The sequence below is a fragment of the Candidatus Villigracilis sp. genome (genome assembly GCF_057083605.1).
The window spans coordinates 1-25,581 of sequence record NZ_JBXMTI010000165.1 but is presented as its reverse complement, the minus strand read 5'-3'; the positions used below and the strand labels follow the sequence as shown (position 1 = coordinate 25,581).

24 protein-coding genes, 3 tRNA genes and 1 pseudogene are annotated in these 25,581 nt (G+C 47.8%); 17 read left to right on the top strand and 11 right to left on the bottom strand.

Annotated elements, in window-relative coordinates:
• Positions 1–142: 142 nt before the first annotated feature.
• The 4 genes from AC14M5_RS24300 to AC14M5_RS24285 form a co-directional block, all read right to left on the bottom strand.
• Positions 143–718 (bottom strand): nucleotidyl transferase AbiEii/AbiGii toxin family protein, encoded by a 576-nt coding sequence (locus AC14M5_RS24300; protein WP_484032312.1) that lies wholly within the window; start codon positions 716–718, stop codon positions 143–145.
• Positions 715–930, bottom strand: a complete 216-nt coding sequence (locus AC14M5_RS24295) for a hypothetical protein (protein WP_484032311.1) — start codon at positions 928–930, stop codon at positions 715–717. The genes AC14M5_RS24300 and AC14M5_RS24295 overlap by 4 nt, the downstream gene beginning before the upstream one ends.
• Before the next feature lie 88 nt (positions 931–1,018).
• On the bottom strand, positions 1,019–2,416 hold the full coding sequence (cysS, locus tag AC14M5_RS24290) for a cysteine--tRNA ligase (RefSeq protein ID WP_484032310.1): 1,398 nt from the start codon (positions 2,414–2,416) through the stop codon (positions 1,019–1,021).
• Positions 2,417–2,701: 285 nt separating this feature from the next.
• Entirely contained in the window at positions 2,702–3,781 is a 1,080-nt protein-coding gene (locus AC14M5_RS24285; RefSeq protein WP_484032309.1) for a PIN/TRAM domain-containing protein, read from the bottom strand.
• Positions 3,782–3,995: 214 nt separating this feature from the next.
• Between AC14M5_RS24285 and moaA the strand changes: the two are divergent.
• The 8 genes and pseudogenes from moaA to AC14M5_RS24245 all read left to right on the top strand — a co-directional run.
• Positions 3,996–4,994 (top strand): annotated as a pseudogene (moaA, locus tag AC14M5_RS24280) (GTP 3',8-cyclase MoaA); the annotation flags it as partial.
• 57 nt (positions 4,995–5,051) lie between these two features.
• Entirely contained in the window at positions 5,052–5,765 is a 714-nt protein-coding gene (locus AC14M5_RS24275; RefSeq protein WP_484032308.1) for an HAD family hydrolase, read from the top strand.
• 9 nt (positions 5,766–5,774) lie between these two features.
• Positions 5,775–6,017, top strand: a complete 243-nt coding sequence (locus tag AC14M5_RS24270; protein WP_484032307.1) for a hypothetical protein — start codon at positions 5,775–5,777, stop codon at positions 6,015–6,017.
• Between the two features lie 219 nt (positions 6,018–6,236).
• On the top strand, positions 6,237–7,496 hold the full coding sequence (locus tag AC14M5_RS24265) for a S41 family peptidase (protein ID WP_484032306.1): 1,260 nt from the start codon (positions 6,237–6,239) through the stop codon (positions 7,494–7,496).
• Positions 7,497–7,726: 230 nt separating this feature from the next.
• Entirely contained in the window at positions 7,727–8,416 is a 690-nt protein-coding gene (locus tag AC14M5_RS24260; protein WP_484032305.1) for a zinc metallopeptidase, read from the top strand.
• A gap of 14 nt (positions 8,417–8,430) precedes the next feature.
• Positions 8,431–8,889: a DUF3592 domain-containing protein gene (locus tag AC14M5_RS24255; RefSeq protein ID WP_484032304.1), complete on the top strand. Its 459-nt coding sequence runs from the start codon at positions 8,431–8,433 to the stop codon at positions 8,887–8,889.
• Between the two features lie 238 nt (positions 8,890–9,127).
• A complete protein-coding gene (locus AC14M5_RS24250; RefSeq protein WP_484032303.1) occupies positions 9,128–10,330 on the top strand; it encodes a hypothetical protein in 1,203 nt (400 codons plus the stop codon).
• Between the two features lie 182 nt (positions 10,331–10,512).
• On the top strand, positions 10,513–11,142 hold the full coding sequence (locus AC14M5_RS24245; protein ID WP_484032302.1) for a hypothetical protein: 630 nt from the start codon (positions 10,513–10,515) through the stop codon (positions 11,140–11,142).
• Between the two features lie 384 nt (positions 11,143–11,526).
• Here AC14M5_RS24245 and AC14M5_RS24240 read toward each other — a convergent pair whose 3' ends face one another.
• Positions 11,527–11,850 carry a transcriptional regulator gene (locus AC14M5_RS24240; RefSeq protein WP_484032301.1) on the bottom strand — a complete coding sequence of 108 codons (324 nt, stop codon included), beginning with the start codon at positions 11,848–11,850 and terminating at the stop codon, positions 11,527–11,529.
• A complete protein-coding gene (locus AC14M5_RS24235; protein ID WP_484032300.1) occupies positions 11,843–12,454 on the bottom strand; it encodes a hypothetical protein in 612 nt (203 codons plus the stop codon). The genes AC14M5_RS24240 and AC14M5_RS24235 overlap by 8 nt, the downstream gene beginning before the upstream one ends.
• Before the next feature lie 238 nt (positions 12,455–12,692).
• Between AC14M5_RS24235 and AC14M5_RS24230 the strand changes: the two genes are divergently transcribed.
• The 5 genes from AC14M5_RS24230 to AC14M5_RS24210 all read left to right on the top strand — a co-directional run bounded on the left by AC14M5_RS24230 (position 12,693) and on the right by AC14M5_RS24210 (position 19,055).
• On the top strand, positions 12,693–13,715 hold the full coding sequence (locus AC14M5_RS24230; RefSeq protein WP_484032299.1) for a lysylphosphatidylglycerol synthase transmembrane domain-containing protein: 1,023 nt from the start codon (positions 12,693–12,695) through the stop codon (positions 13,713–13,715).
• Positions 13,705–16,323, top strand: a complete 2,619-nt coding sequence (locus AC14M5_RS24225; protein ID WP_484032298.1) for a DEAD/DEAH box helicase — start codon at positions 13,705–13,707, stop codon at positions 16,321–16,323. The genes AC14M5_RS24230 and AC14M5_RS24225 overlap by 11 nt, the downstream gene beginning before the upstream one ends.
• 99 nt (positions 16,324–16,422) lie before the next feature.
• Positions 16,423–16,860 carry a chromate resistance protein ChrB domain-containing protein gene (locus AC14M5_RS24220; RefSeq protein ID WP_484032297.1) on the top strand — a complete coding sequence of 146 codons (438 nt, stop codon included), beginning with the start codon at positions 16,423–16,425 and terminating at the stop codon, positions 16,858–16,860.
• A 136-nt stretch (positions 16,861–16,996) separates the two neighbouring features.
• Entirely contained in the window at positions 16,997–18,391 is a 1,395-nt protein-coding gene (locus AC14M5_RS24215; RefSeq protein WP_484032296.1) for a sensor histidine kinase, read from the top strand.
• 1 nt (position 18,392) lies between these two features.
• Positions 18,393–19,055: a response regulator gene (locus tag AC14M5_RS24210; RefSeq protein ID WP_484032295.1), complete on the top strand. Its 663-nt coding sequence runs from the start codon at positions 18,393–18,395 to the stop codon at positions 19,053–19,055.
• A gap of 89 nt (positions 19,056–19,144) precedes the next feature.
• Here the strand turns inward: AC14M5_RS24210 and AC14M5_RS24205 are convergent, their stop codons facing one another.
• Positions 19,145–20,317, bottom strand: coding sequence for an ethylbenzene dehydrogenase-related protein (locus tag AC14M5_RS24205; protein ID WP_484032294.1), 1,173 nt, complete (start codon positions 20,315–20,317; stop codon positions 19,145–19,147).
• 408 nt (positions 20,318–20,725) lie between these two features.
• On the opposite strand from AC14M5_RS24205, the gene AC14M5_RS24200 reads away from it, so the two are divergent.
• Both AC14M5_RS24200 and AC14M5_RS24195 read left to right on the top strand, forming a co-directional pair.
• Entirely contained in the window at positions 20,726–21,949 is a 1,224-nt protein-coding gene (locus tag AC14M5_RS24200; protein ID WP_484032293.1) for an MFS transporter, read from the top strand.
• Positions 21,950–22,057: 108 nt separating this feature from the next.
• Complete coding sequence (locus tag AC14M5_RS24195; RefSeq protein WP_484032292.1) at positions 22,058–22,381, top strand: cupin domain-containing protein; 324 nt, start codon at positions 22,058–22,060, stop codon at positions 22,379–22,381.
• 166 nt (positions 22,382–22,547) lie between these two features.
• On the opposite strand, the gene surE is transcribed toward AC14M5_RS24195, so the two are convergent.
• Both surE and AC14M5_RS24185 read right to left on the bottom strand, forming a co-directional pair.
• Complete coding sequence (gene surE / locus AC14M5_RS24190) at positions 22,548–23,357, bottom strand: 5'/3'-nucleotidase SurE (RefSeq protein ID WP_484032291.1); 810 nt, start codon at positions 23,355–23,357, stop codon at positions 22,548–22,550.
• 89 nt (positions 23,358–23,446) lie between these two features.
• A tRNA-Arg gene (locus tag AC14M5_RS24185) sits at positions 23,447–23,520 on the bottom strand.
• Between the two features lie 91 nt (positions 23,521–23,611).
• Between AC14M5_RS24185 and AC14M5_RS24180 the strand changes: the two genes are divergently transcribed.
• Together AC14M5_RS24180 and AC14M5_RS24175 are read left to right on the top strand one after the other, a co-directional pair.
• Positions 23,612–23,683: transfer RNA gene (locus AC14M5_RS24180), tRNA-Gly, on the top strand.
• Between the two features lie 76 nt (positions 23,684–23,759).
• Positions 23,760–23,831 (top strand) — tRNA-Ile (locus AC14M5_RS24175).
• Positions 23,832–23,867: 36 nt separating this feature from the next.
• Here AC14M5_RS24175 and AC14M5_RS24170 read toward each other — a convergent pair.
• Together AC14M5_RS24170 and AC14M5_RS24165 are read right to left on the bottom strand one after the other, a co-directional pair.
• Positions 23,868–24,974 (bottom strand): tyrosine-type recombinase/integrase, encoded by a 1,107-nt coding sequence (locus AC14M5_RS24170; protein WP_484032290.1) that lies wholly within the window; start codon positions 24,972–24,974, stop codon positions 23,868–23,870.
• Complete coding sequence (locus tag AC14M5_RS24165; RefSeq protein WP_484032289.1) at positions 24,926–25,351, bottom strand: hypothetical protein; 426 nt, start codon at positions 25,349–25,351, stop codon at positions 24,926–24,928. Before AC14M5_RS24165 ends, AC14M5_RS24170 begins: the two co-directional genes overlap by 49 nt.
• Between the last annotated feature and the right edge of the window lie 230 nt (positions 25,352–25,581).

Below are 25,581 nucleotides of genomic sequence, written 5' to 3'. Positions count from 1 at the left end.
ATTAGCAAATGTGCCATGTGGAAAATAAGAATAAAACGTGCTAAACCACTGTAGATTCAGAAGCTATCCCCATTTCTAGTTCTGTAAACTTATCGCAGAGCTCGACAAGCAGGCTGATGAAGGCATCTGGGTTATCCATTGATTATCTTTTCAGTATTTCTTCAATTTGCTTCCATAAGTCTGGCATTTCCAAAACTTCGGCAAAATCCTTGATCCACTTTTCGATACGGGCGTTGTCAAGTCTGAGATTGTTGTCAACAATTGTTCGAATGTCTTCCAAATCTTTTGGGCGGCGAGCTATCGCTTTCATTACAATCAAATCTTCGGGCGTTGGCAGGCGCACTGACAGCGTTTCAATTTTGTGCGAGACGCTACGTCCAACAACTTCCTCTTCGAATGGTAGAACTCCTAAAGAAATATCAATGTTCACGCCACTGGCAGCATGACGCATGAGCAAAACGCGGCTTTTCTTTGCAAATTCTTCAACCTTATCCGTTCTAGCTTCGATACCGACCGTTTTGGCAAGTTCGAGAATATGAGGAATGTCTTTAGTGGACGCAAGAAACATCGCATCCAGGTCAACTGTAAAACGCGGTTTCCCCAAGAAACCTGTAGCAATTCCACCGATAATGACACCTTTTTCACCAAAGCGGTCCAGTAACTGTTGTAATGCTATTAATGGCTCTATCAGCGAATCAAATTGTTCAGGTAAGGTCATCTGCCCTCTTTCAATTTTGCCCAACGCGCAAAGACTTCCATTTCGCTTTTGTCAGGTTCAAAGGAAAACCCGAGTCCTTTTCCCAATCGCCATATCGCGTTCATTTGATGCAAGCGTGTTTCCATGGATAGCGAGCGCAGTTCCTGTCGCTCGAATTCTTCAACCGCTTTCCAGCGGTCACGAAGCAAAAAACGTACTTCTTCGGCATCCATAAGATGATTATAGCATGGGGAAAGTAAGTAAAAAAACTTCTGAGACTACTGACCTCAGAAGTTTTTTTCCTATTTACCAATTACCAACCTATCCCCACCTCCACTTGGTCCCATCTTTACTATCTTCAATCGTCACGCCGAGTTCTTTGAGCTGGTCGCGGATCTGGTCTGAACGTGCCCACTGTTTTTGTTTGCGTGCTTCATTGCGTTCTGCGATCAATGCGTTGACTTGCGCTTCTTTCTCGCTAGTGCCTTTCTTTTCGGCAAGACTCAAGCCAAGCACGTTTGCCAATTCGCGGAAGGTGCCTTGCGCGGTTTTGAGTTGTTCATCTGTGGCGCCGTTGTCACGCGCGGTGTTGATGAATTTGGAGAGTTCGAATAATGCAGCGATGGCGCCTGCGGTGTTGAAGTCACTGTCCATGGCTTCGGTGAAGTTGACTTTGGCAGAGTCACTGGCGGTTGCGAGGGCGGAGATGGCGTCAGCGGGGAGTCCTTTGGCGGAGGGCGAAGCAGGTCGCAGGGCGGATTTGAGGCGTTCGACATTTTTCTCTGCGGCGTCCAGCGTGTCTTCATTGAACATCAAAGGTGCACGATAAGTCCCATTCAGAACCAACATGCGCATCACATCGGCGGAGCGCTTCGATAAAAATTCCTTGATACTGACGATGTTGCCAAGCGACTTGGACATTTTTTCGCCGCCGAGTTGTAACATGCCGTTGTGAACCCAATAGCGCGCGAATTCCTTGCCTGTATAACTTTCGGTCTGCGCAATCTCGTTTTCGTGATGCGGGAAGATCAGGTCGTTGCCGCCGCCGTGAATGTCGATCTGTTCGCCGAGTTCGGCCAGGTTCATGGCCGAGCATTCGATGTGCCAGCCCGGGCGGCCTTTGCCCCAGGGACTATCCCATGAAATTTCGCCGGGCTTGGCGGCCTTCCATAAGGCAAAATCCATTGGGTGATCCTTGGCTTCACCCACTTCAATGCGCGCACCGGCCTGCATGTCATCCAGTTTGCGGCCTGAGAGTTTGCCGTAATTTTTATCGCTGGTGACGCTGAAGTAAACATCGCCATTAGGCGCAGCGTACGCAGATTCCTTTTTGATAAGGTCTTCAATGAATTTGATGATGAGCGGCATAGTCTTGCTGACCTGCGGATTTGAGGTAGCAGGCAGGACGTTCAAGTTCCTGAGATCGGCGGCGTAATCTTCTATGTAACGCTGCGAAAGTTTGAGCGGGTCTTCATTGAGCTGTTTGGCGCGGTTAATGATCTTATCGTCCACATCCGTATAGTTCATGACGTGCTTGACGGTGTATCCGCGATATTCGAGATAGCGGCGGATGACATCGAAGACCAGCGCAGACATGGCGTGGCCCACATGCGCGTCGTTGTAAACCGTCACACCGCACACGTACATTTTTACGAGCTTCGGTTCGAGGGTCTGGAATTCTTCTGTCTTGCGGGTGAGGGTATTGTAGATTTTTAGCATGATTGCCTTTTGTTAAACACAAAGGACACAAAGGCGCTGCACTGAGCTTGTCGAAGTGTCACAAAGGTTTTACGACTTAATTAGGATGTCCTTATTTTAACCTACAGATAACTATTCGGGTACGATGTGAAAAACCCTCACCCTGCCCTCTCCCAAACGGAGAGGGGGAAACCATCACAATGAAACTTCGTCACAATAGATAAAAGGGATTTTATAGAAAAAAACAGGACGCACAAGATGCATCCTGTTTACTTATTACTTATTACTTTTTACTTATTACTGAAATTATTTCCTATTATTTCTCTTCGCAGCTTCTTCGTCAACGCGGCCAAAGATCATGCGGCCTGCGGCGGTTTGCAGGACTTTGGTGATATTCACTTCCATGTATTCGCCGATGTAGTCTTTGCCATTTTCAACGACTACCATAGTGCCGTCATCCATGTAGCCCACGCCCTGACCATGTTCCTTGCCCTCCTGCATGATGTTGATACGCAGGGCTTCGCCGGGCAGTACAACGGATTTGATGGCGTTGGCGAGCTCGTTGATGTTGAGCACGGTCACGCCTTGTAATTCAGCGATGCGGTTAAGGTTGTAGTCATTGGTCAGCACCGGGCATTTGAGCTGTTTGCCGAGCACCACCAGTTTATCGTCCACTTCGCGCACACCGTCCACATTGATATCTGAAATGCGGACGAGGACATTGGGGAGTTTTTGCAGTTCGGCCAGAACTTCCATACCGCGGCGTCCGCGCTGGCGGCGCATACCGTCAGAGGAGTCTGCGATATATTGGAGCTCATTCAGCACAAAGCGGGGGATGAGAAGCGTGCCGGGTAAAAATCCCGTCTTGGCGATGTCTGATACGCGCCCGTCGATGATGACGCTCGTATCCAGTAAGATGTTACGGTTGAGGTTTGTCCAAGAGGATGAGCTACCGCTTTCACCGCGCCCACTAATGGCGCTGATAAGCCCCATGATGTCTCCCTGGCGCATAACGAAGAGCGAAACGCTAAAATAAGAAAAGATCAAGACACCCAGGAAGGGTAGTATCTCGCCGAAGGGTTTGGGTAAGAGCGAAAGTGGAAAGGCGAGTAAGGCTGCGATCAACAGACCAACGACCAACCCGGTCAGCCCTGCGAACAAGCTTTCAGCGGCCAGGCGGCCAAGCAAAGAACGCAAGTATTGTGCCGGGCGTGTGGTGATGTACGGTGTAAACAGCAAGCCACTCAGAGCGCCGAGCAGGGCAAACCCCAGAGTATAGCCGACAACTTCATTGGGTATCAATCTTGAAATGTCATATCCCCAGTAGCCGCCAATGATGGATAAGACAATCATGCCAATAATGCGCAGAAAAAATTCCAGGCTCATAAATAACTCCTTATAAAAACGAATGGAAAGCATAATAGCACGGCTGGCACGACCCGTCAATTACTTAATTCCTATTCACATAAAGTTGTTATAATTTACGGGTTATTACTTTATCGCCCGCCTCATCAATCAGTAAACTTTTGATGGAAGTGCGAGTAAGTAACGATTACTGCAATTAAGAAGGAACACATTCTTTGTGTAAACCATGATGAATCTGACAGACACCCTTAACCGCCCCCTGCGTGACCTGCGAATTTCCGTCACTGACCGGTGTAATTTTCGCTGTGTTTATTGTATGCCAAAGGAAATCTTCGGGCCGGATCATCAATTCCTGCACCGTGACCAGATTTTGACATTCGAAGAGATCGAGCGCCTGGCTCGCATCTTTGCCACGCATGGAGTGCGTAAGATCAGATTAACAGGCGGCGAGCCATTAGTACGGCGGGACCTGCCTCTGTTGGTCTCCATGCTGGCTGCCATTCCAGACCTTGACCTCACGCTGACCACGAATGGAGCCCTGCTTGTCAAGCAGGCACATGCGCTCAAAGATGCGGGATTAAAACGAGTCACCGTCAGCCTGGACTCACTCGATAACGAAATATTCAAAGCCATGAACGATGTAGATTTTCCAGTGGAGAAGGTGTTGGAAGGCATGGACGCAGCCGCCGGTGTTGGCCTTGAACCGATCAAAGTGAATATGGTGGTCAAGCGCGGACTCAATGAATCAAGCATTCTTCCAATGGCTCGTTATTTTCGCGAAAAAGGTTATATCCTGCGCTTCATCGAATACATGGATGTGGGTCATTCCAATGGCTGGCGGATGGACGATGTAGTATCGGCGGCGGAGATCGTAAAAATGATCAGTGCTGAAATGCCATTGGAGTCTCTTGACCCAAACTATAAGGGCGAGGTGGCCGGGCGTTGGCGCTACAAAGATGGGAGCGGCGAGATCGGTGTGGTCGCATCCGTGACGCAGGCATTTTGCAGTACCTGTAATCGCGCGCGCCTTTCTGCCGAAGGAAAACTTTATACCTGCCTGTTTGCCATCAAGGGACACGACTTCCGCGATATGATGCGCGCCGGCGCAACCGATGAGGAAATTTCACAAAAGATCGCCCGTGTTTGGGGTGCACGCAGTGATCGTTATTCTGAACTTCGATCTGAAAATACCATCGCCTTACCCAAGGTGGAAATGTCTTACATCGGGGGATGATGTCATAAGCTCAAGCGCTGTCATCAGTGCAAGAAGCAATTAGTTTTGGAGGATTATTTGTTTTCACCCAATCAAATAAAAGCAGTTCTGTTCGACCTCGATGGCACGCTTCGTCATCACCGTCCGAGCGGGGCGAATGTTTTTTCTGCCCGTGTAGTTGAGATGGGCCTGCCTGTTTCTGATGAAGATAAAACCCGCGCGGCACGTTGGGAACATTACTACTTTGCCAATTCCCCGGAGATACAGAAGGATGTAAAAGAATTCAAGGATGATTCCTTCTGGGTCAATTACAGCCGCCGAAAATTGATCGCATTGGGCTGTCACCCACAGGAAGCTGAGTCATTATCTGAACCACTATCCGCTTATATGAAAGATCATTACAAACCTGAAGTGCATGTGCCTGAAGACTCGGTTGTACTTTTGAATGCCCTGCAAAAGGATGGATACATCCTGGGTGTGATCTCGAATCGCGACGTGCCCTTTCACGAAGAATTAAAAAACCTAAATCTGGATTCCTATTTCAGCTTTTCCCTGGCTGGGGGCGAAGTAAATTCCTTCAAGCCAGACAGGGTCATATTCGATCACGGATTAAAAAAAGCTGGCGTAGATGCCAACGAAGCGATGTACGTAGGCGACAATTATTTCGCCGACATCATCGGTTCGCGTCTCGCCGGGCTGACGCCTGTTCTCTACGACCCGGGCACTCTCTTCCCCGAGGCCCAGTGTGCAGTTATTCGTTCCTTTGCTGAATTGCCCGAACTGCTGAAATAAATAAAAACCATGGAATCAAGTACGGCTGTAATCGGAGCGCTCATCTTCATCATCCTTGTGATTGGAGCCAACTTCGCGATGTATGCCATCGCACGCGGCGCGACACGTTCCAATCAAAAGAGTTTTCTGGAGACATTAAGCAAATCCCTGAATGCCTCTCCCAATAAGAAGGAAGAGTCGATGGATGAGTTGCGGCGTAAAATACAGGAGTTGGAAGAAGCTAAGAAAAAGGATGCGGGGGAATCGGAGTAAAAAGAAGCGTCAGGCTGCATACCCATAAATGAGCACGTAGCCTGACCTACAAGAGATTTTCGCAAGAGGTCTAGTGTTTTATCCAAAAATCTGTGTTCATCTGTGTGTATCTGTGGTGAATTAACAGAATAACGCTCTTACAAAAGTCGTACAAAGAATTCAGCAAACTTTAATCCCTGAATGTTATCTTTTGAACAATTAATTAAATCGGAGGCTATTGTGAATAAAACCTTAAAGATTATTTTGCTCGTCCTGGTCATCATTGTGGTTGCGCTTGGCTCGTTTGCAGGCGGATTTGTCACCGGCCATCTTGTGCCCCTGGGAACTCTGCCTGGTATTCAGGAACCGGAAACTTTTGCGCCGCCCACTACATCCCCCCAGCAACAAACCGCTACGCCGGAAGAGCTTCAAACTCTCTTCGTACCGTTTTGGGAAGCCTGGACTCTTATCCATGAAAATTATGTAGACCAACCTGTGGATGATGTAGCCCTCATGCGCGGCGCCATCGACGGCATGATGAATGCCCTGGGCGATGAGCACTCATCCTACATGAACCCGGAAGACTATGAACAGGCCAATGCCAGCCTTGAGGGTGAGTACGAAGGCATTGGCGCCTACGTGGATACAACCACTGAATACCTCACCATCACCAGCCCAATGCCGGGTTCCCCTGCTGAACGCGCTGGCCTCCAACCCGGTGACCAGATCGTCGGCATTGACGGCGAAGATATGACCGGTGTCGATGCGGAAGTGGCGCGTCTCAAAGTCATCGGGCCCGCCAACACCGTCGTTCACCTGACCATCTTGCGGGAAGGTGAAGCGGAACTTCTTGAATTCGATGTGACCCGTGAAAAGATCACCATCAAATCATCCACGGGTGAAATGCTTGAAAATGATATTGCTTATGTCCAGGTGACCACTTTTGGTTCCAAGACCACACCTGAATTACTTGAAACGCTCACAGACCTGATGGCGCAGAATCCCAAAGGCATCATCCTTGACCTGCGTAACAATGGCGGCGGATTCCTGCAAACCTCTGTGGAAGTCACTTCGCAGTTCCTTGCAGAAGGTGTCGTATTGTATGAGCAATATGGCGACGGAACTCGCACCACCTATGAAGTCATCCCCGGCGGCATGGCCACCGATACAAAAATTCCGATGGTCGTATTGATCAATGAAGGTTCAGCCTCCGCTTCAGAGATCGTAGCTGGCGCATTGCAGGATACAGGCCGCGCTAAACTTGTCGGCGTAACTTCTTATGGAAAGGGTTCCGTTCAAAACTGGATCCCTCTCTCTGGAGAAAATGGCGCAGTTCGCATTACGATAGCAAAATGGCTCACGCCTAACGAGAACACCATCCACGAGATTGGCCTCACCCCGGATGTCGAAGTGGAATTGACTGATGAAGATTTCGCAGCCGACCTGGACCCTCAGCTTGATAAAGCTGTTGAAGTTTTGCTGGAAATGATCGGACAGTAATTATCATTGCGGCGAAGTAAGAAACCTAAGCTGCTGCCATACTCTCGTTGTGTCATGCTGAGGGGCGCTCTTCGCCCCGAAGCATCTCTGACGCTATAAACGCAGACCCTCACCTGCACCGAACGCAGGTACGGTGTCGGTCGCGACGAACGCGCTCCCTCAGGGTGACACTTTCCTTTATATCAAGGTGACAACTTGAGTTAAGGACATAATCACGAAAAGAGGTAAAAATGTTTTTTAGTATGGATTACCTGATCTATATGATCCCCGCCTTCATTCTCATGGCGCTTGCGTCATGGTATGTAAGGGCGGCCTACAACAAATGGAGCCGTGTGCCTGCCCAAAGCCGACTGACCGGTACCCAAGCCGCGCAAAGATTGATATCCACAGGCGGTATGTATGGCGTGCAAGTTCAGGGCGTGGCGGGCGATCTCACTGATCACTACGACCCGCGCAACAAAACGCTCTTCCTCTCCCACGGAGTTGCGAATGGCACTTCGGTTGCATCGCTTGCCATTGCCGCGCACGAACTGGGTCACGCCATGCAAGATGCGGAGGAGTACTTCCCGCTCAAAATCCGCTCGGCGCTTGTGCCGGTTGTCAACATCGGCTCGAACCTCGGCTGGATTCTGATCATGGTCGGCTTGTTATTACGCTTTACTGAACTTGCCTGGCTTGGCGTATTGATCTTCGCGGGCGGCGCGGTATTTGCCCTCGCAACTTTGCCAGTGGAATTTAACGCCTCAGCCCGCGCGAAGCAGTTGCTTGCTCAAACCGGCATCATCCAAACTGACGAAGAGAAGCGCGGTGTCAATAGCGTGCTCAACGCCGCCGCATTGACCTATGTAGCTGGGCTCATCACTGCCATTCTGCAATTGCTGTATTACATCTCCCTCGTCAGCGGCGGCCGGCGCAGGTAATAAAGGATCGGACGATGACCACCTGGGTCGAGACGCAAGGCACGATGTTAACGGGCCATGTCACGGGCAGTGAGGGCTACGATCAAAGTACCAGCAGCTATCAAACCTATTACGAGCCCGAGGTGACCTATCAGTATGAGGTCAATGGCGTCCAATATACTGGATCACGCGTCGCCGAGCTGACGGGTCGCTATGGCTCAAAGAGCGATGTGGAGAAATTCCTGGCGGCCCACCCGCTGGGTTCGACGGTGAAAGTCTATTATGACCCGGCGGATGCGGGCAACGCGATTTTGGAAAAAGGGCTGGGCAGCGTGGGTCAAAAACAATTATGGCTTGCAGGCGGCATCATCGGCAGCATACTGGCTGCGGCGGGCGGGCTTTCGGTTGTAGTGCTCGCGTTCATGGTGATCCTAGTGTGTGCGGTCATGGTTGGAGTGCTGTGGGTGGTGGGGAAGGCCCTGGGGTATTATTGATCACATGCAAAAGGCGCCCAACAAAGCGCGACCGACTCAATACGCCTAATACCGTTTGAGATTGAAATAGAATCTTATCCAAAAAAACACCCACTTTTATGGGCGTTTTTTATGTTTCTTATTTTGAATTCATGCTATACTTTTTTAATCTTTTGCCGTCTATAAGCAGTTATGTGGCAACCTGACTTCTAATCACTAGTTAGCCTGCCTACAAACAGGATAATGTCCATGAGGATCTATGGTTACAATACAAAAAGGCGATATTTTACTTACGGAAGACTTTCTTCCAAACATAGATTCGATGTTGTTCGAAATAGTTGGTAAAAGACGAAAACTGCTTATAGCAACAATCCTTCGACGTTACCTAGAACTTTTGGAACTCATGGTCGTCAATGAAAGGCTTGTGGTATTTGATTACGACCCATTTAGCAAAATTGATCCAGAACTCCTAAAGACGCTTGAAGATAATGGATATTTCGGAGAGGAAGAATGGGAACTTGTGGGGATATTAGATGTCCAGAAAGTAGTATGTTCGCGCGTTGCAGAAGAAAAAATCCTTTTTTCCGGCAAATCGATAGTATCGAAAGAGTCAACTCCAGAATATCACGCAGAGAGATACCTTTCATTATCAAGTGAAGCACAACGCTCCTATCAAAACACGAAGAAATATTTACGCAAGCTTTTCAATGATGATGATGTGATAAAGAAAATTGCGCTAGCAGATATTACGCGGAAATATGGACGCGCCTCGTTCATAAGTGAATATGCAAGATCAAAACAAATTCCATATATTCTTACCCCAAAGGAAACGCCGTATATTTCGCAAATAGAAGCGGTTGAGGCGCATGTAAAACATGGGGTGACAAAATATCTTTTGGATAAAATGAATACGGGCGTCATAAGAGAAATTCGGCGGTTAGAAGAATTTGGAGTCCGAACCATTTTTCCTGAAACTCCCATTGCCAGCCGAATTGTCATGGAATCCAACAAGATTGAGGATTTTCATGAAGTGGCCTTGGAATTGCGAAAAGAATTCAAGTCCTTCAGGAAAGAAATGGTAGAGCTTGAGACAGAATTAGCAAGTGAATCAACCTCGTTAAACAAGAAAGTAAAATTAGTTAATCAGATTGATGAGTTAGCTATCGCTCTCTGTCCAACTGAACAGCTTGGATTAAGAAAAGAAGCATTGCAACTTTCAGGTTTTCTCAACATAATACCAACGTCTCTTCATTCCATTTCGATTACCGATGCTGCCAAGATGACTCAATTTGTTCTTTCCAAACCGTTGGACCTGATTTTAGAGAGCCTGAAGCGCAGGAAAATTAGAGTTCTCTTTAATACCAGGCGAAAATTTATGCGTAGCAAATTATGGACTCAGAAACTGGCAAAAATATTTGGTATGTCGCCGAACGAGATACAACAATCTCTCACGGCAGGCTAACACAGCGTGCAGCCGACAAATGGGATTCTGCGCGATTTCTGGCAGTTTTCAACGCCTCAGCAAGATTCCGTTTTCAAGCATTGACCGCGTCCCGCCCACTTGCGGGTAACGCGAGCCGTTCGGCGGTTGGTCAGTAAATGGAAGTGTTGATTAATAACAATGGTGTCATTGACGGAGCCTGAATGAAAGCAAAAACATCAAAAGAAACGGATAAAGTTTCGATGGATTTTTTGATAGAAGAATACTCTCTGCTCCGTGAGTATGTGCAAAACACTACCGCATTGCGGGATGGGCGATTGAATTTTTTTCTAGCCACTATTTCTGGCGCATTCGTTGGAATTGGATTAATCAATCAGGCGCAGATAAACAAGGAGATAACTGATTTTATAAGTGCAGGCATAATCATCGGAATATTTCTAGTAGGTTTAGTAAATTTTAGCAACATAATGAATAACAACTTTCAAATTACCAAACATCAGCGGGGATTAAATCGAATCAAACATTATTTCATCATGCAAGACAAAAGCATTGAGCCGTTTTTGATATATCCGCCTTACGATGACATACCTAGTTTCACAACTCGATTTCCCACACTAACTGCTGTAATAAACTGTGTGCTTGGGAGTATAGGAATACCTTTATTCATCCACTCTGTTTTCGCTATTTCAACACTCTGGCTGTATACTTCTGGTGTCTCAGCCTTTTTGTTGATATATTTTATTCAATACAGATACTTTGTTTCAAAGGCAAAAAAAGAAGAAAGATTGTTCAAAGTGCAATTTTCATCAAAAAGTAAACTACCACCGCCATAGGCGGTGGCTTTTGGAGAGCGTTCCAGCCATGATGAATTCAAGATTAAGAGTCTGCAATTCAAAACAATCCCTTTTTCGACCACTTTTGTAGTTGATGAAATTGTCAAGGCTTCTCCTTCAATTACTCGTCACGGTAGAACCTTTTCACCCTACCACTGCCATAGGCAGTGGTTTTAGAAAGACAATAAATAGAGATAGCGAGTCTTGCACAACAACACCACCTAACAAAGCGTCCTAAGAATGGAGATCGGAAATGGGCAAAAATTGCACCTTTTACAAGAGAATCTGCAAATTGCAACTCATTTTGTGTAGACAGTCGTTATCTTGTACAAAATGATCGCTTGTCATCCTCATGGGCGGGACAGATAACCGATTGATAGTTTTTTATTCAGGCTTTGAGTTCTGCACATTGGCACGGAAGGTTTCAAGTTGTAACCAATGCTTTTCCAGAGCTTGTTGACCTTTGCCAGTGATTTTGACTTGTGTCTTTGTTTTTTTGCCAACAATCTTTTTATCGTAACTGATAAGTTTTCCTTCTACAAGTTTCGATAAGTGAACTGAAAGATTTCCGCTTGTCAAACCGGTCAGGCGTTGCAATGCAAGGAAATCAGCGCTTTCAACCGTTGATAATATCGTCATAATCGCAAGCCTGGCAGGTTCATGGATTAGTTTATCCAGTCCTGCAATTTCTTCAAATACATTACTCATCTTTAGCCTCTTCGAGAGGTAATGATTTTACAAAGAAAATATGCCACATCACACCTTGCAATACCATGAGCGCCCCAACAAACATGGTGACGCCGATTAGGGTTGCTCTCACTCCCAGGATATTCCACCAGCTCTTTCCAAAAAACATTGGTGTAATACTCACCAAAATTAAGCAAATTGACGCTACAAGCCTGACAGCAGAAAATCTATTTAATGGCAAGCTTACCATGGGCTTATCAAACAGAAACATTGAAGCAAATACCAATCCAATAAAACTAAGGGGCAAATTTAGAGTGACATCCACCCAAAATGCGACAAGCCCAAGCAAACCCCCAATGGATTGCATTATCCAATAAAAACGGCGTCTGGCTGAAGTGGGTCTTATTTCACCAAATGTGTTCTTATAATATTGGTCAGTCACCAGGGACAAGAGTAGGGCACCGAGTATCAATACTATTGGCAGCAAGATATTCTTTATAGGATATTGAACGACATTTGCCCAAAGACTTGTAAGAAAGAGACATAGCCCCAGGGGCACAGCATTTAGCCCATGTAATGCTGAATAATTTTCAGATAAGAATTTTGTCTGGGAATTGGCTTTCATGAGATACTCCTTTCCTTGAAAGGAAAAACACTTTGAAACACAAACCAATTTATATTATAAGCATTTTGTTTGATATGTCAAGAGACAAAATTCAAAAAGCCTAACATTGCATGCACACCTTCGCTACGCTTCGCCACCTTCGGGGATGATAGCAGGTAGGATTCGTCGCCACGCTTCGCAGTCGAGCGTTTTTAAGGCGCACGAAAGCCTGCTCTTTTTTATGTGTATAATCCCCTGAATGAAAAAATTATTTTTTCTCATTGTATTGTTTCTTGGTATTGCAGTAGTAGCCATCAGTTTCAGCGAACTGGAAACGATCATGCTGACACTGCAAAAGGCTCATTTAGGGCTTTTCATACTTGCCATATTTATCCAGTTGATCTGGTTCATCACAACGGGGCGCATGTACCAGTCCATTTTTCATTTGCTGGGAGTCCACGAGGGGATACTGACCTTGAGCCGCATTGCCACAGCGGCAAACTTTGTCAACGTGGTGGCACCAACTGCGGGCGTGGGAGGGATCGCGCTTTTCGCCTCAGAGGCGCGCCGTCGCGGACATCCTGCCGGTAAAGTAACTGTCGCTGCGGCCTTATTCCTTCTGCTCGATCAAGCGGCGTTTTTAGTCATCCTCGCGTTGGGGTTGATCGTCCTTGTGCGCCGCAATGACCTGGATGCCGGTGAAATTTCCGCTTCTTTCTTCCTGCTTTGTATTGCGATTACTTATGCATTTATTCTCTACCTTGGTTATCGTTCGGAGGAAAAACTGGGCAATGTACTTGCGAGGATTGCGCGGCTCATCAACCGCATTGTCAATTTTTTTCGCAAGGGTGAATATCTTAGTGAAGCACGCGCGTATAAATTTGCACATGAAGTCTCCGAGGGCTTTGCAGGGCTGACCGAAAAACCATCCAGTCTGGTGAGACCTGTTTTATGGGGAATTTTCAGCAAGTCCTTGTTGATGTTGGTTCTGATCTGCGCCTTCCTGTCCTTTGAAGTGCCCTTTTCGGCAGGCACCATCATTGCAGGATTTTCACTCGCATATCTTTTCCTGATCGTTTCACCCACGCCTTCGGGTATCGGCATTGTAGAGGGACTGATGCCCATTGCGCTGGCTTCCTTGAATGTGAATTGGAGTCAGGCGGTGGTCATCACGCTCACTTATCGCACGGTTACGTTTTGGGTTCCGTTCGGAATTGGCGCCTGGGCGTTCCGCTCCCTGCACACGACTGGCGAGGAACCAGTGGTGCAAGTTGCACAATAAACCTTTGAACACTCTCTCCTCTTTATTTGACTTTTGGAAGCAGGACCCAGACACCGCGCCGAACTTTTATGCATGGCGGACAACTCCCGCGCGCCCCGCGCAAACGCATCCCTTCCCGACCGATCTGCCTGCTCCACTTCGAGAGACATTATCCTCCCGTGGTATTCGCTCGCTCTATTCCCATCAACTCTCCGCGTGGAATGAAATACGCGCAGGAAACAACATCATCCTCGCCACTGGTACAGCCAGCGGAAAAACTCTTTCCTACAACCTACCCGTGCTGGCATCCATGCTCCAGAACCTGGAAGCCCGCGCACTTTATCTTTTTCCAACCAAGGCCTTGGCGCAGGACCAATACTCTAATCTTCAATCATTTCAATCGTCAACACTTGCACCGTACGCAAGTGCAGGTGTCGTAAATCTAAAATCGTCAATCTATGACGGCGACACCCCTCAATCCAATCGCTCTTCCATCCGCAAAAATGCTCGGATCGTCTTATCCAATCCCGATATGCTTCACACCGGCATTCTCCCTCATCACGCCAACTGGAGCGACTTCTTCTCCAATTTGAAATATATCGTCATTGACGAGGCTCACACCTATCGCGGAGTCTTTGGTTCGCATGTTGCCAATGTCATTCGCAGGCTCAAGCGCGTGGCGGGGTTTTATGGAGCGAAGCCGCAATTCATCCTTGCATCGGCAACGATTGGTAACCCAAGAGAGCTTGCCGAAAAATTGATCGAGGAACCCGTTGAATTAATAGACAATGATGGTTCCTCCCGCGGCGAACGCCACTTCATCATCTACAATCCGCCCGTTACAGATGCAGCGCTGGGACTAAGAAAAAGCAGCCTGCTGGAAAGCGTGAGGCTGGCGAATCATTTGCTGGCAAGGAATATTCAAAGTGTAGTCTTTGCCAGAACGCGTAGAAGTGTTGAAATTATTTTGACGTACCTTCAGGGGAATCGGGAATCGGAAATAGGGAATGGGGACTCCCTCTACGATTCCCGATTCCCGACTCCCAATTCTCAAATCCGCGGCTATCGCTCCGGCTACCTCCCTCAACACCGCCGTGAGATCGAGCAGGGTCTGCGGGATGGCTCGGTCAAAACCGTGGTTGCCACGAATGCGCTTGAACTGGGAATCGACATCGGTGGGTTGGGCGCGGCAGTCCTGGTCGGGTATCCGGGCACCATCGCAAGCGCGAGGCAGCAATCGGGGCGGGCGGGTCGCGGCGATGACCCTGCTGTATCTGTGCTGGTTGCGTCACCCAGTCCGCTTGATCAATTCCTTGCGCATCATCCTGAATATTTTTTCGGCAGTTCACCGGAGATGGCATTGGTGAACCCGAATCATCTTTTGATTTTGCTCGAACATTTACGCTGTGCCATGTTCGAATTGCCTTTTCAAAAAGGGGAGGGCTTCGGAAGTATCTCCGATGAATTGCTGGATGAATATCTCGAATTTCTGGTTGCCAATCAAGAGTCGCATTTCTCCAATGAAAAATATTATTGGATGAAGGACGAATATCCCGCCGCGAATATTTCACTGCGGTCTGCTTCGCCGCAAAGTGTTGTGCTGCAAAGCGTAACCGACGACGGCAGGCCATTGACGATTGGCACTGTGGATGGCGAATCCGCTGCGTGGATGGTCCACCCAGGCGCGATCTACATGCACGAGGCCCAGCAATATTTTGTGCAGGAATTCAACCTTGAAGACCATGTCGCGCAACTGGCGCCGGTCGGTTTGGATTACTACACCGAAGCGCAAAAGAATTCAGAGGTTCAGGTTTTATCCGTGAATGATCAGGCCGCCGTCCCCGGCGGTGACAAGGCATATGGCGAAATTCAAGTCACGACTCAAGTGGTTGGCTTTCGAAAGATCCGCTGGTTCACGAACGAAAATTTGGGACAGGAACCATTGGATATGCCCCCCTCCGAATTGCAGACCACTGGCTACTGGCTTTCACTTTCTGAAGCGACTCTCTCGCTTCTGCGCGACGCTGGTATCTGGTCCAACGACCCGAACGACTACGGCCCCGACTGGCCCAAGATCCGTGACCGCGTGCGCGCGCGTGATAAATATCAATGTCAGGTCTGCGGCGCGGTGGAAACCAATCGGCAGCATGACGTGCATCACAAAACCCCATTCCGCGCCTTTTTTCGGAGCGAAACATCGAGAGATGTTTCCCGTGAACAAGCCAACCGTTTGGAAAACCTCACCACTCTTTGCCATAGCTGTCATCACAAAGTGGAACAAAACGTCCGCATCCGCAGCGGGCTGGCTGGCTTGGGATTTGTGCTTGGCAACCTCGCTCCGTTATTTTTGATGTGTGATACCCGCGATCTGGGAGTCCACACAGACCCCACGGGCACGGTCAGCGGCCAACCTTCCGTTGTCCTTTATGATCTTGTCCCCGCAGGGATCGGTTTCGGCCAAAAATTATTTGAAATTCATGATGAGTTAATTCAACGCGCATTTGAATTGGTGAGTCAATGTGAATGCGAAGATGGCTGTCCATCCTGTGTGGGGCCCGGTGGCGAGAATGGAGTTGGTGGAAAGCAGGAAACTCTGGCGATATTGAAAGAGTTGATTGCCAAAAACTAGAATCGCCAAATGAAATGTAGGGACACAGCAGGACGAACCATCGTCACAACCATAAAACGACTCGCTGTGTCCCTACAAGATAAAAAAAGGAGAAACATCATGAAATGGATCACCCGTTCCCACGTTCACGTTGACCGAGTTGCCTGTCCATGGCTGATCACCCGCTTTATCGATAACGAAGCCGAGTTTCTATTTGCTCCCGCCAGTCAGATCGAAAAAGTTTCCAAAGCGACTGGTGCAATCCCATATGATGTGCCTGGAGTGGAACTTGGTCATGTGGATGGACGCTGTTCATTTGAGTCCATCATCGTCAAATATGATTTGAAGGAACCCGGTCTTTTACGCCTGGCAAAGATCGTCCATGCGGCAGATGTGGCTGAGGATATTGATACCGATCCCATCGCCCGCGGCCTCGAAGCGATTGCTTCAGGATACAGCCTGCGTTTCCCCGAAGATATGGAAAACCTTGAACATCAATTTGAAGTTTATGATGCCTTGTATGCGTGGTGCAGGCTGGAAGTGGCTAAAAGTAAATAAAATTTAACCGGAGATGAACAAAGATAAACAGAGATTTAAGATAACATGCAGGGCAATGCAGGTTTTCAATTGAATATCTTTGTTTATCCCGTGTACATCGTACCTTATGGGTACCTCTGGTGAAAAAACTTAAAATATGATCACATTCCCTGAATTTTTTGAGCTGAACCGTGAGATCATCTTCTTTGTTTACGGACTGGTCTTTTTTCTATTAGGCTTTGCGATCATTTTGCAAACTCGTAAATCCTCGCGGTTGGACCTGGCGCGTAATTTGTTCTGGCTGGCGGCATTTGGTATTGTGCATGGTTTTTATGAATGGGGCGACCTGTTCATTCCCATTCAAGGAGAATATCTGAGCGAGACCACCATGCGGATCCTATATTTTATTCACAAGATATTGCTGGCGGCTTCATTTACCTGTCTTTTTGAATTTGGAATTACAGTGCTGCCTTCCAGCAAAAGCATACGCGGTTTTCATTGGCAATCCATTGCACTCTTTGTTGTGTGGGCTTTTATTGCCTTTTTCATTTTTCCTGGTGACCCCATTGACCGTGAATGGAGGCGGATCGCCAACGCGTTGGCGCGATATCTCATCGGTTTTCCCGGCGGCATGTTGGCCGCCTATGGTTTGCGAATCCAGACCTTGCAGCGCATTAGCCCTTTGAATGTGCCAAAGATCGTGCAAATGTTTCGAATTGCCGGGCTTTCCATTGGAGTGTACGCAGTGCTTGGCGGGCTTGTTGTTCCTCCTGTTGATTTTTTCCCGGGCAACATCGTAAACACAGAGACGTTCACAGAGTTGATTGGTGCGCCGCCGCTCGTCTTCCGCTCGCTGGTGGGGATGATCATCGCCTTTACTATTATTCGCGCCCTGGAGGTTTTTGAGCTGGAAACCGAACGCCGAATTGAGCAGCTTGAACAACAGCAGATCATCAATGCGGAGCACGAACGCCTCGCCCGCGACCTGCATGATGGTGCAATCCAAAAAGTATATACAGCGGGGCTGCTGGTAGAATCCGCTGCGCGTATTGCCGAGCCTGAGAGCGAATTGGATAAACGCCTTAAACGAGCTGTCATTGCGCTCAGCGATTCAATCGTGGACTTGAGGCGGAATCTGTCCGAGTTGCATTCCCACGCCCAGACAGTACAGGAGTCCCTACCTGAATTGCTGCAGAAGATCGCCGAGAATCCCAACTACAATACAATGGTGAGTATTTCGATTCAAGATGACCTGGGCAAGGATAAATCCATTTCAGCGATTCGCGCCAGCCACGTATATGCCATTGTGAATGAGGCAATGGCAAATATCGTGCGCCATGCAAAGGCTTCGAATGTCAACATCCATGCAAGTGATACGGGTGAGTTTCTGAAAGTGCAGATCAAGGATGACGGTGTAGGTATGCGTGCCAATGCGACCAATGGATATGGTTTAAGGAACATGCGTGACCGTGCACGTTTGTTGAATGGCAAAATAGAATTCGAGAATAACAAAGGTCTGATGACAACTCTTGAAATCCCCTGGAAAGATTAATATGACAAAGACCCGCATCCTGCTTGTGGACGACCACGATATCGTTCGCCTTGGCTTAATGACCCTGCTCAATGATCAGCCTGACATGGAAGTGATTGGGGAGGCCAATACTGCCGGGGAGGCGGTGAAAGCTGCGGAGAAACTTAATCCCGATGTTGTCCTGATGGATATTCGGCTGCCAGGTGAGGGTGGCATTGAAGCGGCCCGTCAGATCACGGCACACTTTCCAAAAATAAAAGTGGTGATGCTCACATCCTTTGCAGATGATGAATTGGTGATGCGCGCCATTAATGCAGGTGCGGTTGGGTATGTGTTAAAACAAGTCGGGAATGAAGAGCTGATTCGGGCGATACAGGCTGCGGCTAGGGGCGAAGCGGTTCTTGATCCATCCACAACGGCGCGGTTACTGTCACGAGTCCGCGAGGCGGAGAGGAAGGCGGAGGAAGATGCCTTCCGAGAAATTTCAGACCGTGAGATGGATGTGTTGCTGCATCTTGCAAAAGGGAGGACGAATGCAGAGATTGGCAAGCTGTTGAATTTGAGCGAGAAGACTGTTGGGAATTATGTGAGCAATATGTTCGAGAAATTGCATTTGAACAACCGCATCGAACTTGCGGCTTATGCATACGAGCATCATTTGTTTGAAAGAATGGGGAAGGAATGATTGGGGAAACTTCGGGAGACGTTTGACTCCGAAAAAATGACAGGCTGGAGGAAATATTTCCTCCAGCCTGTTTTCAAAGGAGAAACAAGTTAGGGCTTGAAGACCAGGAAGGAAGGTGCGGTCTGTGTTGCGTGGCGGACTTGTGCATTCTCGAAGACTGCTACGCCAAAGTAATAAGAGGCGGTCAGATCGGTGAATTGCACATCGTATTCGGAGGCGGTGTCGAGCAGGCGGCCAAATTCGAGTGTCCATACGCCATCGGCCCATTTCCATCCAGCTGAGATCTGGCCGCGGTCGCCAACGATCTCGGACTTCACGATGCCAGGAATATAAGAACCAACGGGAAGTGCATCCAAAGCGGCCTGGTCAAGAGCGACTTTTTCGCTATCGAGAATATAGCCGGGTGCGCCAGTGGTCATATCAATGTTGGGAGAGGTGAAGCCAGGGATGGTTTTGTCTGCTACGGTCTTGGTGGAATCAGCGGGGTCAACCATGGAACCATAGTTATCTGAATAGCCGCCAGATTCTTTGGGGTCGCTCTTGCGGCCGGCTTCTTTGTTTCCGTTATCAGCGTCTTTGCGAGCTTCGTAGGTGCTCCAATCCACATATTGGTCGTCAATTTGATTCAGGTTGCGGATGGATTTCCAGTGCCAGATATCGCCCAATTGACCTTCACCGGGAGTATATTTATTTCCGTAAGGCTTCTCATCGGGATTCTCACCGTCATGGCAGGCGGTATAGCAACCCTTGGTTTCAAATTTTTCAATGCTGTTATTGATGTTCCAAATGAAAGCCATCTTATCTTCGTAAACAAGATTGTTGTCGCCGCCTTTATCCTCTGGGTCGGAGACTTTCTTCCATGTGCCATCTTCCTGTTTCTGCCAGGGCGAGCGGAACCAGGATTCGGTGGGATCTTCGTAGGTCATCAGGAAGTAAACACTGTCCGCAGTGTAAACTGCTTTAAGATGAACTTTGGTTTCAAAGCCGCCGTAACCGCCATCTACATCAATAACGGTCTCTTCGGCATCAGCCCAGAAGGCTTCATCGCCAACGCCATCGAGGGTGGGAGCAGCGTCTACAGGAATGGCGACAAATGCGCCCTCGGGGGCTTCCCAAGCGGGCGCAGGTGGTTCAGTTGCCACAACGGGCGCTTCGGTCACAACAGCAGGTGCTTCAGTTGCAACAGGGGCAGGCGTACCGCAGGCTGAAAGGATCAGCGAGGCAAGAACGAGCAGGGAAATTACGAACAGTAGCTTTTTCATACAAACTCCTTTTGAGATATTGAATTCATTTTAAAAGAGAGAACGATTCCTTTGATTGATGTATCTTATAACATTCAAGCCTTGAGGGTTAGTACTGAAATACACCTAATTTAGAGCATAAATGTCATATATCATTTGAAGTTCAGGCAAAGACTTCATCACCGGACGTTCATCAACTTTCAAGGTTTGACTTTATTGTATAAAGGTTGTGGGTAATCGGTCAGAGGAGTTCTCCCCTAATCATATAGGGGATATCATGTGTTATTCTGAGCCCCCGATACTCCTCTGGGGAGCGAAGAATCTCTTATTGCAGCACATAAAGACCCTATGGCATAGGCCTGCCGTAATCGAATGCAGCCGTCTATAATGTACGAAGATAAAACCATTTTTACCAATAGGATGTTGGGAATGACCCATCGCAAAGACACCATTCTGCTATTCACCACACGCATTATCCGCCTGTTTTGTTACGGCTTTCTTTCGGTTGTTCTTGTGCTTTACCTGGCTGAAACTGGCCTCACCGAAAAACAGATCGGCTTGTTGTTCACCTTTACGCTGGCCGGTGATGCAGGTATTACCCTCTGGCTCACCACTCATGCCGATGGATTTGGACGCAAACGCACACTACTGATCGGTGCATTACTCATGCTGGGAGCAGGAATTGTTTTTATCATCACCAATAACATCATCGTGTTGATGGCCGCCGCGATCATTGGGGTGATCAGCCCAAGCGGTAACGAGATCGGGCCATTTCTTTCTGTTGAACAGGCGGGGCTTTCTCAATTGGTCTCGAATGAAAAGCGGACGAAGACCTTCGCCTGGTATAACCTGGTTGGGTCATTTTCCACTGCCACTGGCGCGCTGGCTGGCGGATGGCTGGCGCAAATATTACATACAAACGGCTGGTCTGATCTGGAATCTTATCGCTTTATCTTGATGGGTTATGCCCTCGGCGGCCTGTTGCTGACAATCCTATTTCTATCTGTATCCCCGGCCATTGAAGTTATCAACTCCAAAACAGAAGTTGAAATCAAAAAGATGTTTGGCTTGCATCGCTCGCAGAAAGTGGTGATGAAGTTAAGTGCGCTTTTTGCTCTCGATGCTTTTGCAGGCGGCTTGATTGTGCAGAGTATGATGGCTTACTGGTTCCATATTAAATTTGGTGTTGATTCAGGAGTTCTGGGGAGTATCTTCTTCTTTGCCAACATCCTCGCGGGCATCTCAGCCTTATCGGCGATAAAAATTGCTGAAAAGATTGGTCTGATCAACACCATGGTCTTCACGCATATTCCATCTAATATCTTGTTGATGCTTGTGCCGCTGATGCCGTCCCTGCCCCTCGCCATCGGACTCCTGCTCCTGCGCTTCAGCATTTCTCAAATGGATGTGCCCACGCGTCAATCCTACACGATGGCTGTTGTTGCGCCCGACGAACGGTCCGCCGCTGCGGGCGTTACCGCCATTGCCCGTTCTGTCGGTGCTGCCGTTTCACCATCGCTGACAGGAATCTTTTTTAGCATCCCTGTTTTGTTTAGCCTGCCTTTTTTCCTTGCCGGCGGATTGAAGATCATTTATGACCTTTTGCTTTTCAGGGAATTTCGTTCCGTCAAACCACCTGAGGAAAAACAATAGACCTATTGCACGAATGCTCTCGTCGCCGTCCTCGGCGGCGAGACGCCGCCTGGAGCAATATGTTTTTGTTGACTTTTACAAGAAATCTAAAAATAAATCGGAGGACACATGTCAACTGCACCAAAATCACAGATTTTACACATCGCAGAAATGGTTGGGTATCAAGAAGGCTCAGTTGTCAGCCGTCAGATCACCAAGGCAGAGGCGGGCAACGTCACGCTATTTGCATTCGACAAGGATCAAGGCTTAAGCGAACACACCGCGCCTTACGACGCGTTGGTTCATATCCTTGAAGGCGAAGCCGAGGTGACTATTTCGGGTCAGCCGTTTAAGTTGGAAATGGGAGATGCGATCATCATGCCTGCGGATGAACCGCACGCATTGAAGGCCATACAAAAATTCAAAATGTTATTGACGATGATCCGCGCTTAAGGTACAGCGAGATTTATCTCGCAATTCTTTACCGTACACAGAAACCCTAAAGGTCTGCTTTCCCTTCGTGAATTTGAGAATTCCCAAAAAGACCTTTAGGGTTTTTTACGAGAGAAATGTACGGTAGAGAATCTCGCAATAGAACGACATGAATGTCGCCGTACTTTTATTTCCGCAAATAATTTTCAAACTCTTTTAGATCCACGCGCGCCGTCATATCCAAATTCAACGGCGTAACGGCTACTAGTTTTTTCTTTCGCAAAACGTACACGTCGGTGTCTTCCAGGTCTTCGGCCATGTTAGTGTCGTGCTTGTAGGAAATGCTGCCGGGCACATCCCAGGATTCTCTTTCGACGGGGAACGGTTCATAGTATCGGAGGCGGGAAAGCCTTGCTATCTGCCACTCAGTTTCAGGCGTGGCATGACTCGGCACTTCCACTTTCAGCAGATCGACACCGTCAAAAAGTTTTTTATCCAAAAGCAGTTTCGCAAAATAGCTCGCGAAATATCCCGCCGTTTTAAAATCAATATCTTCCGAATGGGTCAGGTGATAATGCGCTTCCGTTTCAAGAGAAACCGCCAGCGCAGGGTATCCCATTGCAGCGGCTTCCATGGCTGCGCCCACCGTGCCAGAGATGGTGATTCCCAGGCCAACGTTTTCACCGTAATTGATCCCAGAGACGACCAGATCAGGCTTATGCGGGACGATCTCCAAAACGGCGTGGAGGACGGCCTGGGCTGGGGAGCCGCCAACTGCATAAACGCTCCACTCCTGACCGTTGACCTGCACCAGTTCCTTGCGAATGATCCCATCCGACGTGCTGGGCAGGCTGCGCCCCATGCCTGTAGATTGTTCACGCGGCGCGGCCACAGTGACATAACCAATTTTGGATAGCTCACTGGCCGCTGCCCATAAACCCGGGGAGCGGATACCGTCATCGTTAGTTAAAAGAATATGTGGTTTTTTCTTATTCATGATTTCCATTATAAACACAAAAGAACATAATTACTCCTAAACTCATCGTTAACGCAAAACCGCCCTTCGGTATGAAAGGCGGTTTTTTGTGCTCTCGGCAGGACTCGAACCTGCGACCTATTGCTCCGCAAGCAAGCGCTCTAATCCACTGAGCTACGAGAGCATTGCTTGAGCGGGTGGTATTTTACTGTAATGTAGGGGGAACGGTCAAGGTGCTTGACTGGCTTTGAGCATCAAAGTAAAATCAGGCTCTCGCGGGAGTCGCCAAGTGGTAAGGCATCAGCCTTCCAAGCTGATATTCGTGGGTTCGAATCCCATCTCCCGCTCTGTGTTCAGTGACCAGTAATCAGTTTCCAGTGACGTAGTACTGGCCCACTGATTACTGGTTATTCTTACTGAAACGGGCCTATAGCTCAACGGCAGAGCAGAGTGCTCATAACGCTTTGGTTGCAGGTTCGAATCCTGCTGGGCCCACTTTTATCCACTATTTTTAGGGCATTTGTTACCATGCTAATTTCCATTTTTGCTCCTTAACAATTGATACAGTAATTCCACTTTTTCCTCGACGTGGGAAACCTTGGTATGTAAATCCAGACTTTCACCAGAACTTGCGGTTGGATGGACCATGTTCTGAATGCGGCTCTTAATTTGTGCTCTTCTCTTGCGAGCATAAAGTTCTGTTGTAGCCAGGTTGTCGTGCATTAAGTTTTCTCTTGCTGCGTCTATGTCGCCGATATCGGACGCGTGATCGAAGAGGAAATTTGCATGACCGCGGCGAAACGCATGGGGCGAATGAAGCGTGACCTGATTCCTGACCAACCATTTCTTCAGATTCTTCCGAAAGATGTTGGAACGATTCTCGTTCGCTTTTGCAGGATTGAGATCAAGTTCACCGGTTGTGGGTAGAAGCGGTGCGAACCAGTAGCCATCTACTGGCAGTCTGGACCGCACAAAGGTATCCCATTCACGGACGATTTCAAAGATTTCTTTTATATCCAAAATATAGGTAGTGGCTGACTTCTTATTTTTGGTGATCATTCCTAGACTTGGAGACTGTCTTACTTCCAGTTTTTGAAGATCTACTGCCTTGATCGGCATTGAAGTGAAAGCACTAACCCGCATGCCAGATAAATAAAGAAAACAGGTGCCTGCCTGGACTCTTTGTTCCAGTAAGGACTCGGTGGGCAATTTTGAAATAAGAACGATCTCATCCTTTGAAATTGTATTCTCGTCGTCAAATTCTTTCGGATAGAATTTTAACTTAAATGTATGCAGCCATGCTGGACTCATTGAGCGAAGTCCTCTTCTGTGTATGGATGCCCATTCAAAGAACGATTTCGCTGAGGTAATTAACTTTCTCTTATAGTTCTGTGAACGATGTAATTGCTCTACATAGTCAATAAAAGTGAAATTCAGGCTTGGCGCTCTTGCAAAATCTGTTTCACCACACCAGGTGAGGTAGTGAACAGATATTGATCTTTCTACTCGAATTGATTTGTGGTCGAGTCTGTCATTCTTCTCTTTATAAGCCAGGTACTCATCCACCATTTTCTTGTTGTTTCTATTGATCATTTCTGCCTTGCATTGGTTATTGCTTTGGATAATTTTTTGCCACAATTTGGACACTTGGATGACCAATAACGATAGTTGCCCTTATGAAGCTCAATTGGATTTATTAAGGGAACTGCACATTTGCATGCCAGACAATATGCCTCATTTTCATCAAGCTTTTGTTTTCTATATTTTGCCCGATACCATTTGCGAAATTCTTGACCATTGATCCAGATGTGACCAGTTTCATCTTTTTCATTTGGGCAGCCCAGAGGTAAGTAAGCTCGATACACCTGCCGTCGTGTGAAGCCGATTGCTTTAGCAAGTTCAGAAGGTGTATAGAGCATGTCTAATAATCCTGAGAGCTTTCGAAGTTCATTGCCCTTTAGCCGTCCTCGTATGATGGGTTTGTTAGCTAATCCCGATATTTTATCGTTGCTCATGTGGTCTCAATACAGGTTTTGAAGATTTTGGGCGGCGCACGTATTTGACGAACTTTGTTCGCTGTTGGCGAATTGTACGACGGTAATATGGTTTTTGTCAAGGGATTATGAAGCATTGAATATGGAGAACATATGAACCCTAAAAAGCCTTCTAAGAAGAACGAACTTGCTCAATTTATTGCAGATAATATTAAAGAACTGCCAATGGTAGAAGCAGCCCACGGTATTGG

What these genes read in the sequence shown, in the direction of transcription:
- AC14M5_RS24250 (WP_484032303.1), top strand. Translation starts at nt 9,128, where the DNA reads ATGGTTACAATACAAAAAGGCGATATTTTACTTACGGAAGACTTTCTT.
- AC14M5_RS24210 (WP_484032295.1), top strand. Translation starts at nt 18,393, where the DNA reads ATGACAAAGACCCGCATCCTGCTTGTGGACGACCACGATATCGTTCGC.
- AC14M5_RS24235 (WP_484032300.1), bottom strand. Translation starts at nt 12,454, where the DNA reads ATGAAAGCCAATTCCCAGACAAAATTCTTATCTGAAAATTATTCAGCA.
- AC14M5_RS24255 (WP_484032304.1), top strand. Translation starts at nt 8,431, where the DNA reads ATGACCACCTGGGTCGAGACGCAAGGCACGATGTTAACGGGCCATGTC.
- AC14M5_RS24195 (WP_484032292.1), top strand. Translation starts at nt 22,058, where the DNA reads ATGTCAACTGCACCAAAATCACAGATTTTACACATCGCAGAAATGGTT.
- AC14M5_RS24230 (WP_484032299.1), top strand. Translation starts at nt 12,693, where the DNA reads ATGAAAAAATTATTTTTTCTCATTGTATTGTTTCTTGGTATTGCAGTA.
- AC14M5_RS24220 (WP_484032297.1), top strand. Translation starts at nt 16,423, where the DNA reads ATGAAATGGATCACCCGTTCCCACGTTCACGTTGACCGAGTTGCCTGT.
- AC14M5_RS24245 (WP_484032302.1), top strand. Translation starts at nt 10,513, where the DNA reads ATGAAAGCAAAAACATCAAAAGAAACGGATAAAGTTTCGATGGATTTT.
- AC14M5_RS24205 (WP_484032294.1), bottom strand. Translation starts at nt 20,317, where the DNA reads ATGAAAAAGCTACTGTTCGTAATTTCCCTGCTCGTTCTTGCCTCGCTG.
- AC14M5_RS24295 (WP_484032311.1), bottom strand. Translation starts at nt 930, where the DNA reads ATGGATGCCGAAGAAGTACGTTTTTTGCTTCGTGACCGCTGGAAAGCG.
- AC14M5_RS24165 (WP_484032289.1), bottom strand. Translation starts at nt 25,351, where the DNA reads ATGAGCAACGATAAAATATCGGGATTAGCTAACAAACCCATCATACGA.
- AC14M5_RS24240 (WP_484032301.1), bottom strand. Translation starts at nt 11,850, where the DNA reads ATGAGTAATGTATTTGAAGAAATTGCAGGACTGGATAAACTAATCCAT.
- AC14M5_RS24285 (WP_484032309.1), bottom strand. Translation starts at nt 3,781, where the DNA reads ATGAGCCTGGAATTTTTTCTGCGCATTATTGGCATGATTGTCTTATCC.
- AC14M5_RS24260 (WP_484032305.1), top strand. Translation starts at nt 7,727, where the DNA reads ATGTTTTTTAGTATGGATTACCTGATCTATATGATCCCCGCCTTCATT.
- AC14M5_RS24270 (WP_484032307.1), top strand. Translation starts at nt 5,775, where the DNA reads ATGGAATCAAGTACGGCTGTAATCGGAGCGCTCATCTTCATCATCCTT.
- cysS (WP_484032310.1), bottom strand. Translation starts at nt 2,416, where the DNA reads ATGCTAAAAATCTACAATACCCTCACCCGCAAGACAGAAGAATTCCAG.
- AC14M5_RS24215 (WP_484032296.1), top strand. Translation starts at nt 16,997, where the DNA reads ATGATCACATTCCCTGAATTTTTTGAGCTGAACCGTGAGATCATCTTC.
- surE (WP_484032291.1), bottom strand. Translation starts at nt 23,357, where the DNA reads ATGAATAAGAAAAAACCACATATTCTTTTAACTAACGATGACGGTATC.
- AC14M5_RS24200 (WP_484032293.1), top strand. Translation starts at nt 20,726, where the DNA reads ATGACCCATCGCAAAGACACCATTCTGCTATTCACCACACGCATTATC.
- AC14M5_RS24300 (WP_484032312.1), bottom strand. Translation starts at nt 718, where the DNA reads ATGACCTTACCTGAACAATTTGATTCGCTGATAGAGCCATTAATAGCA.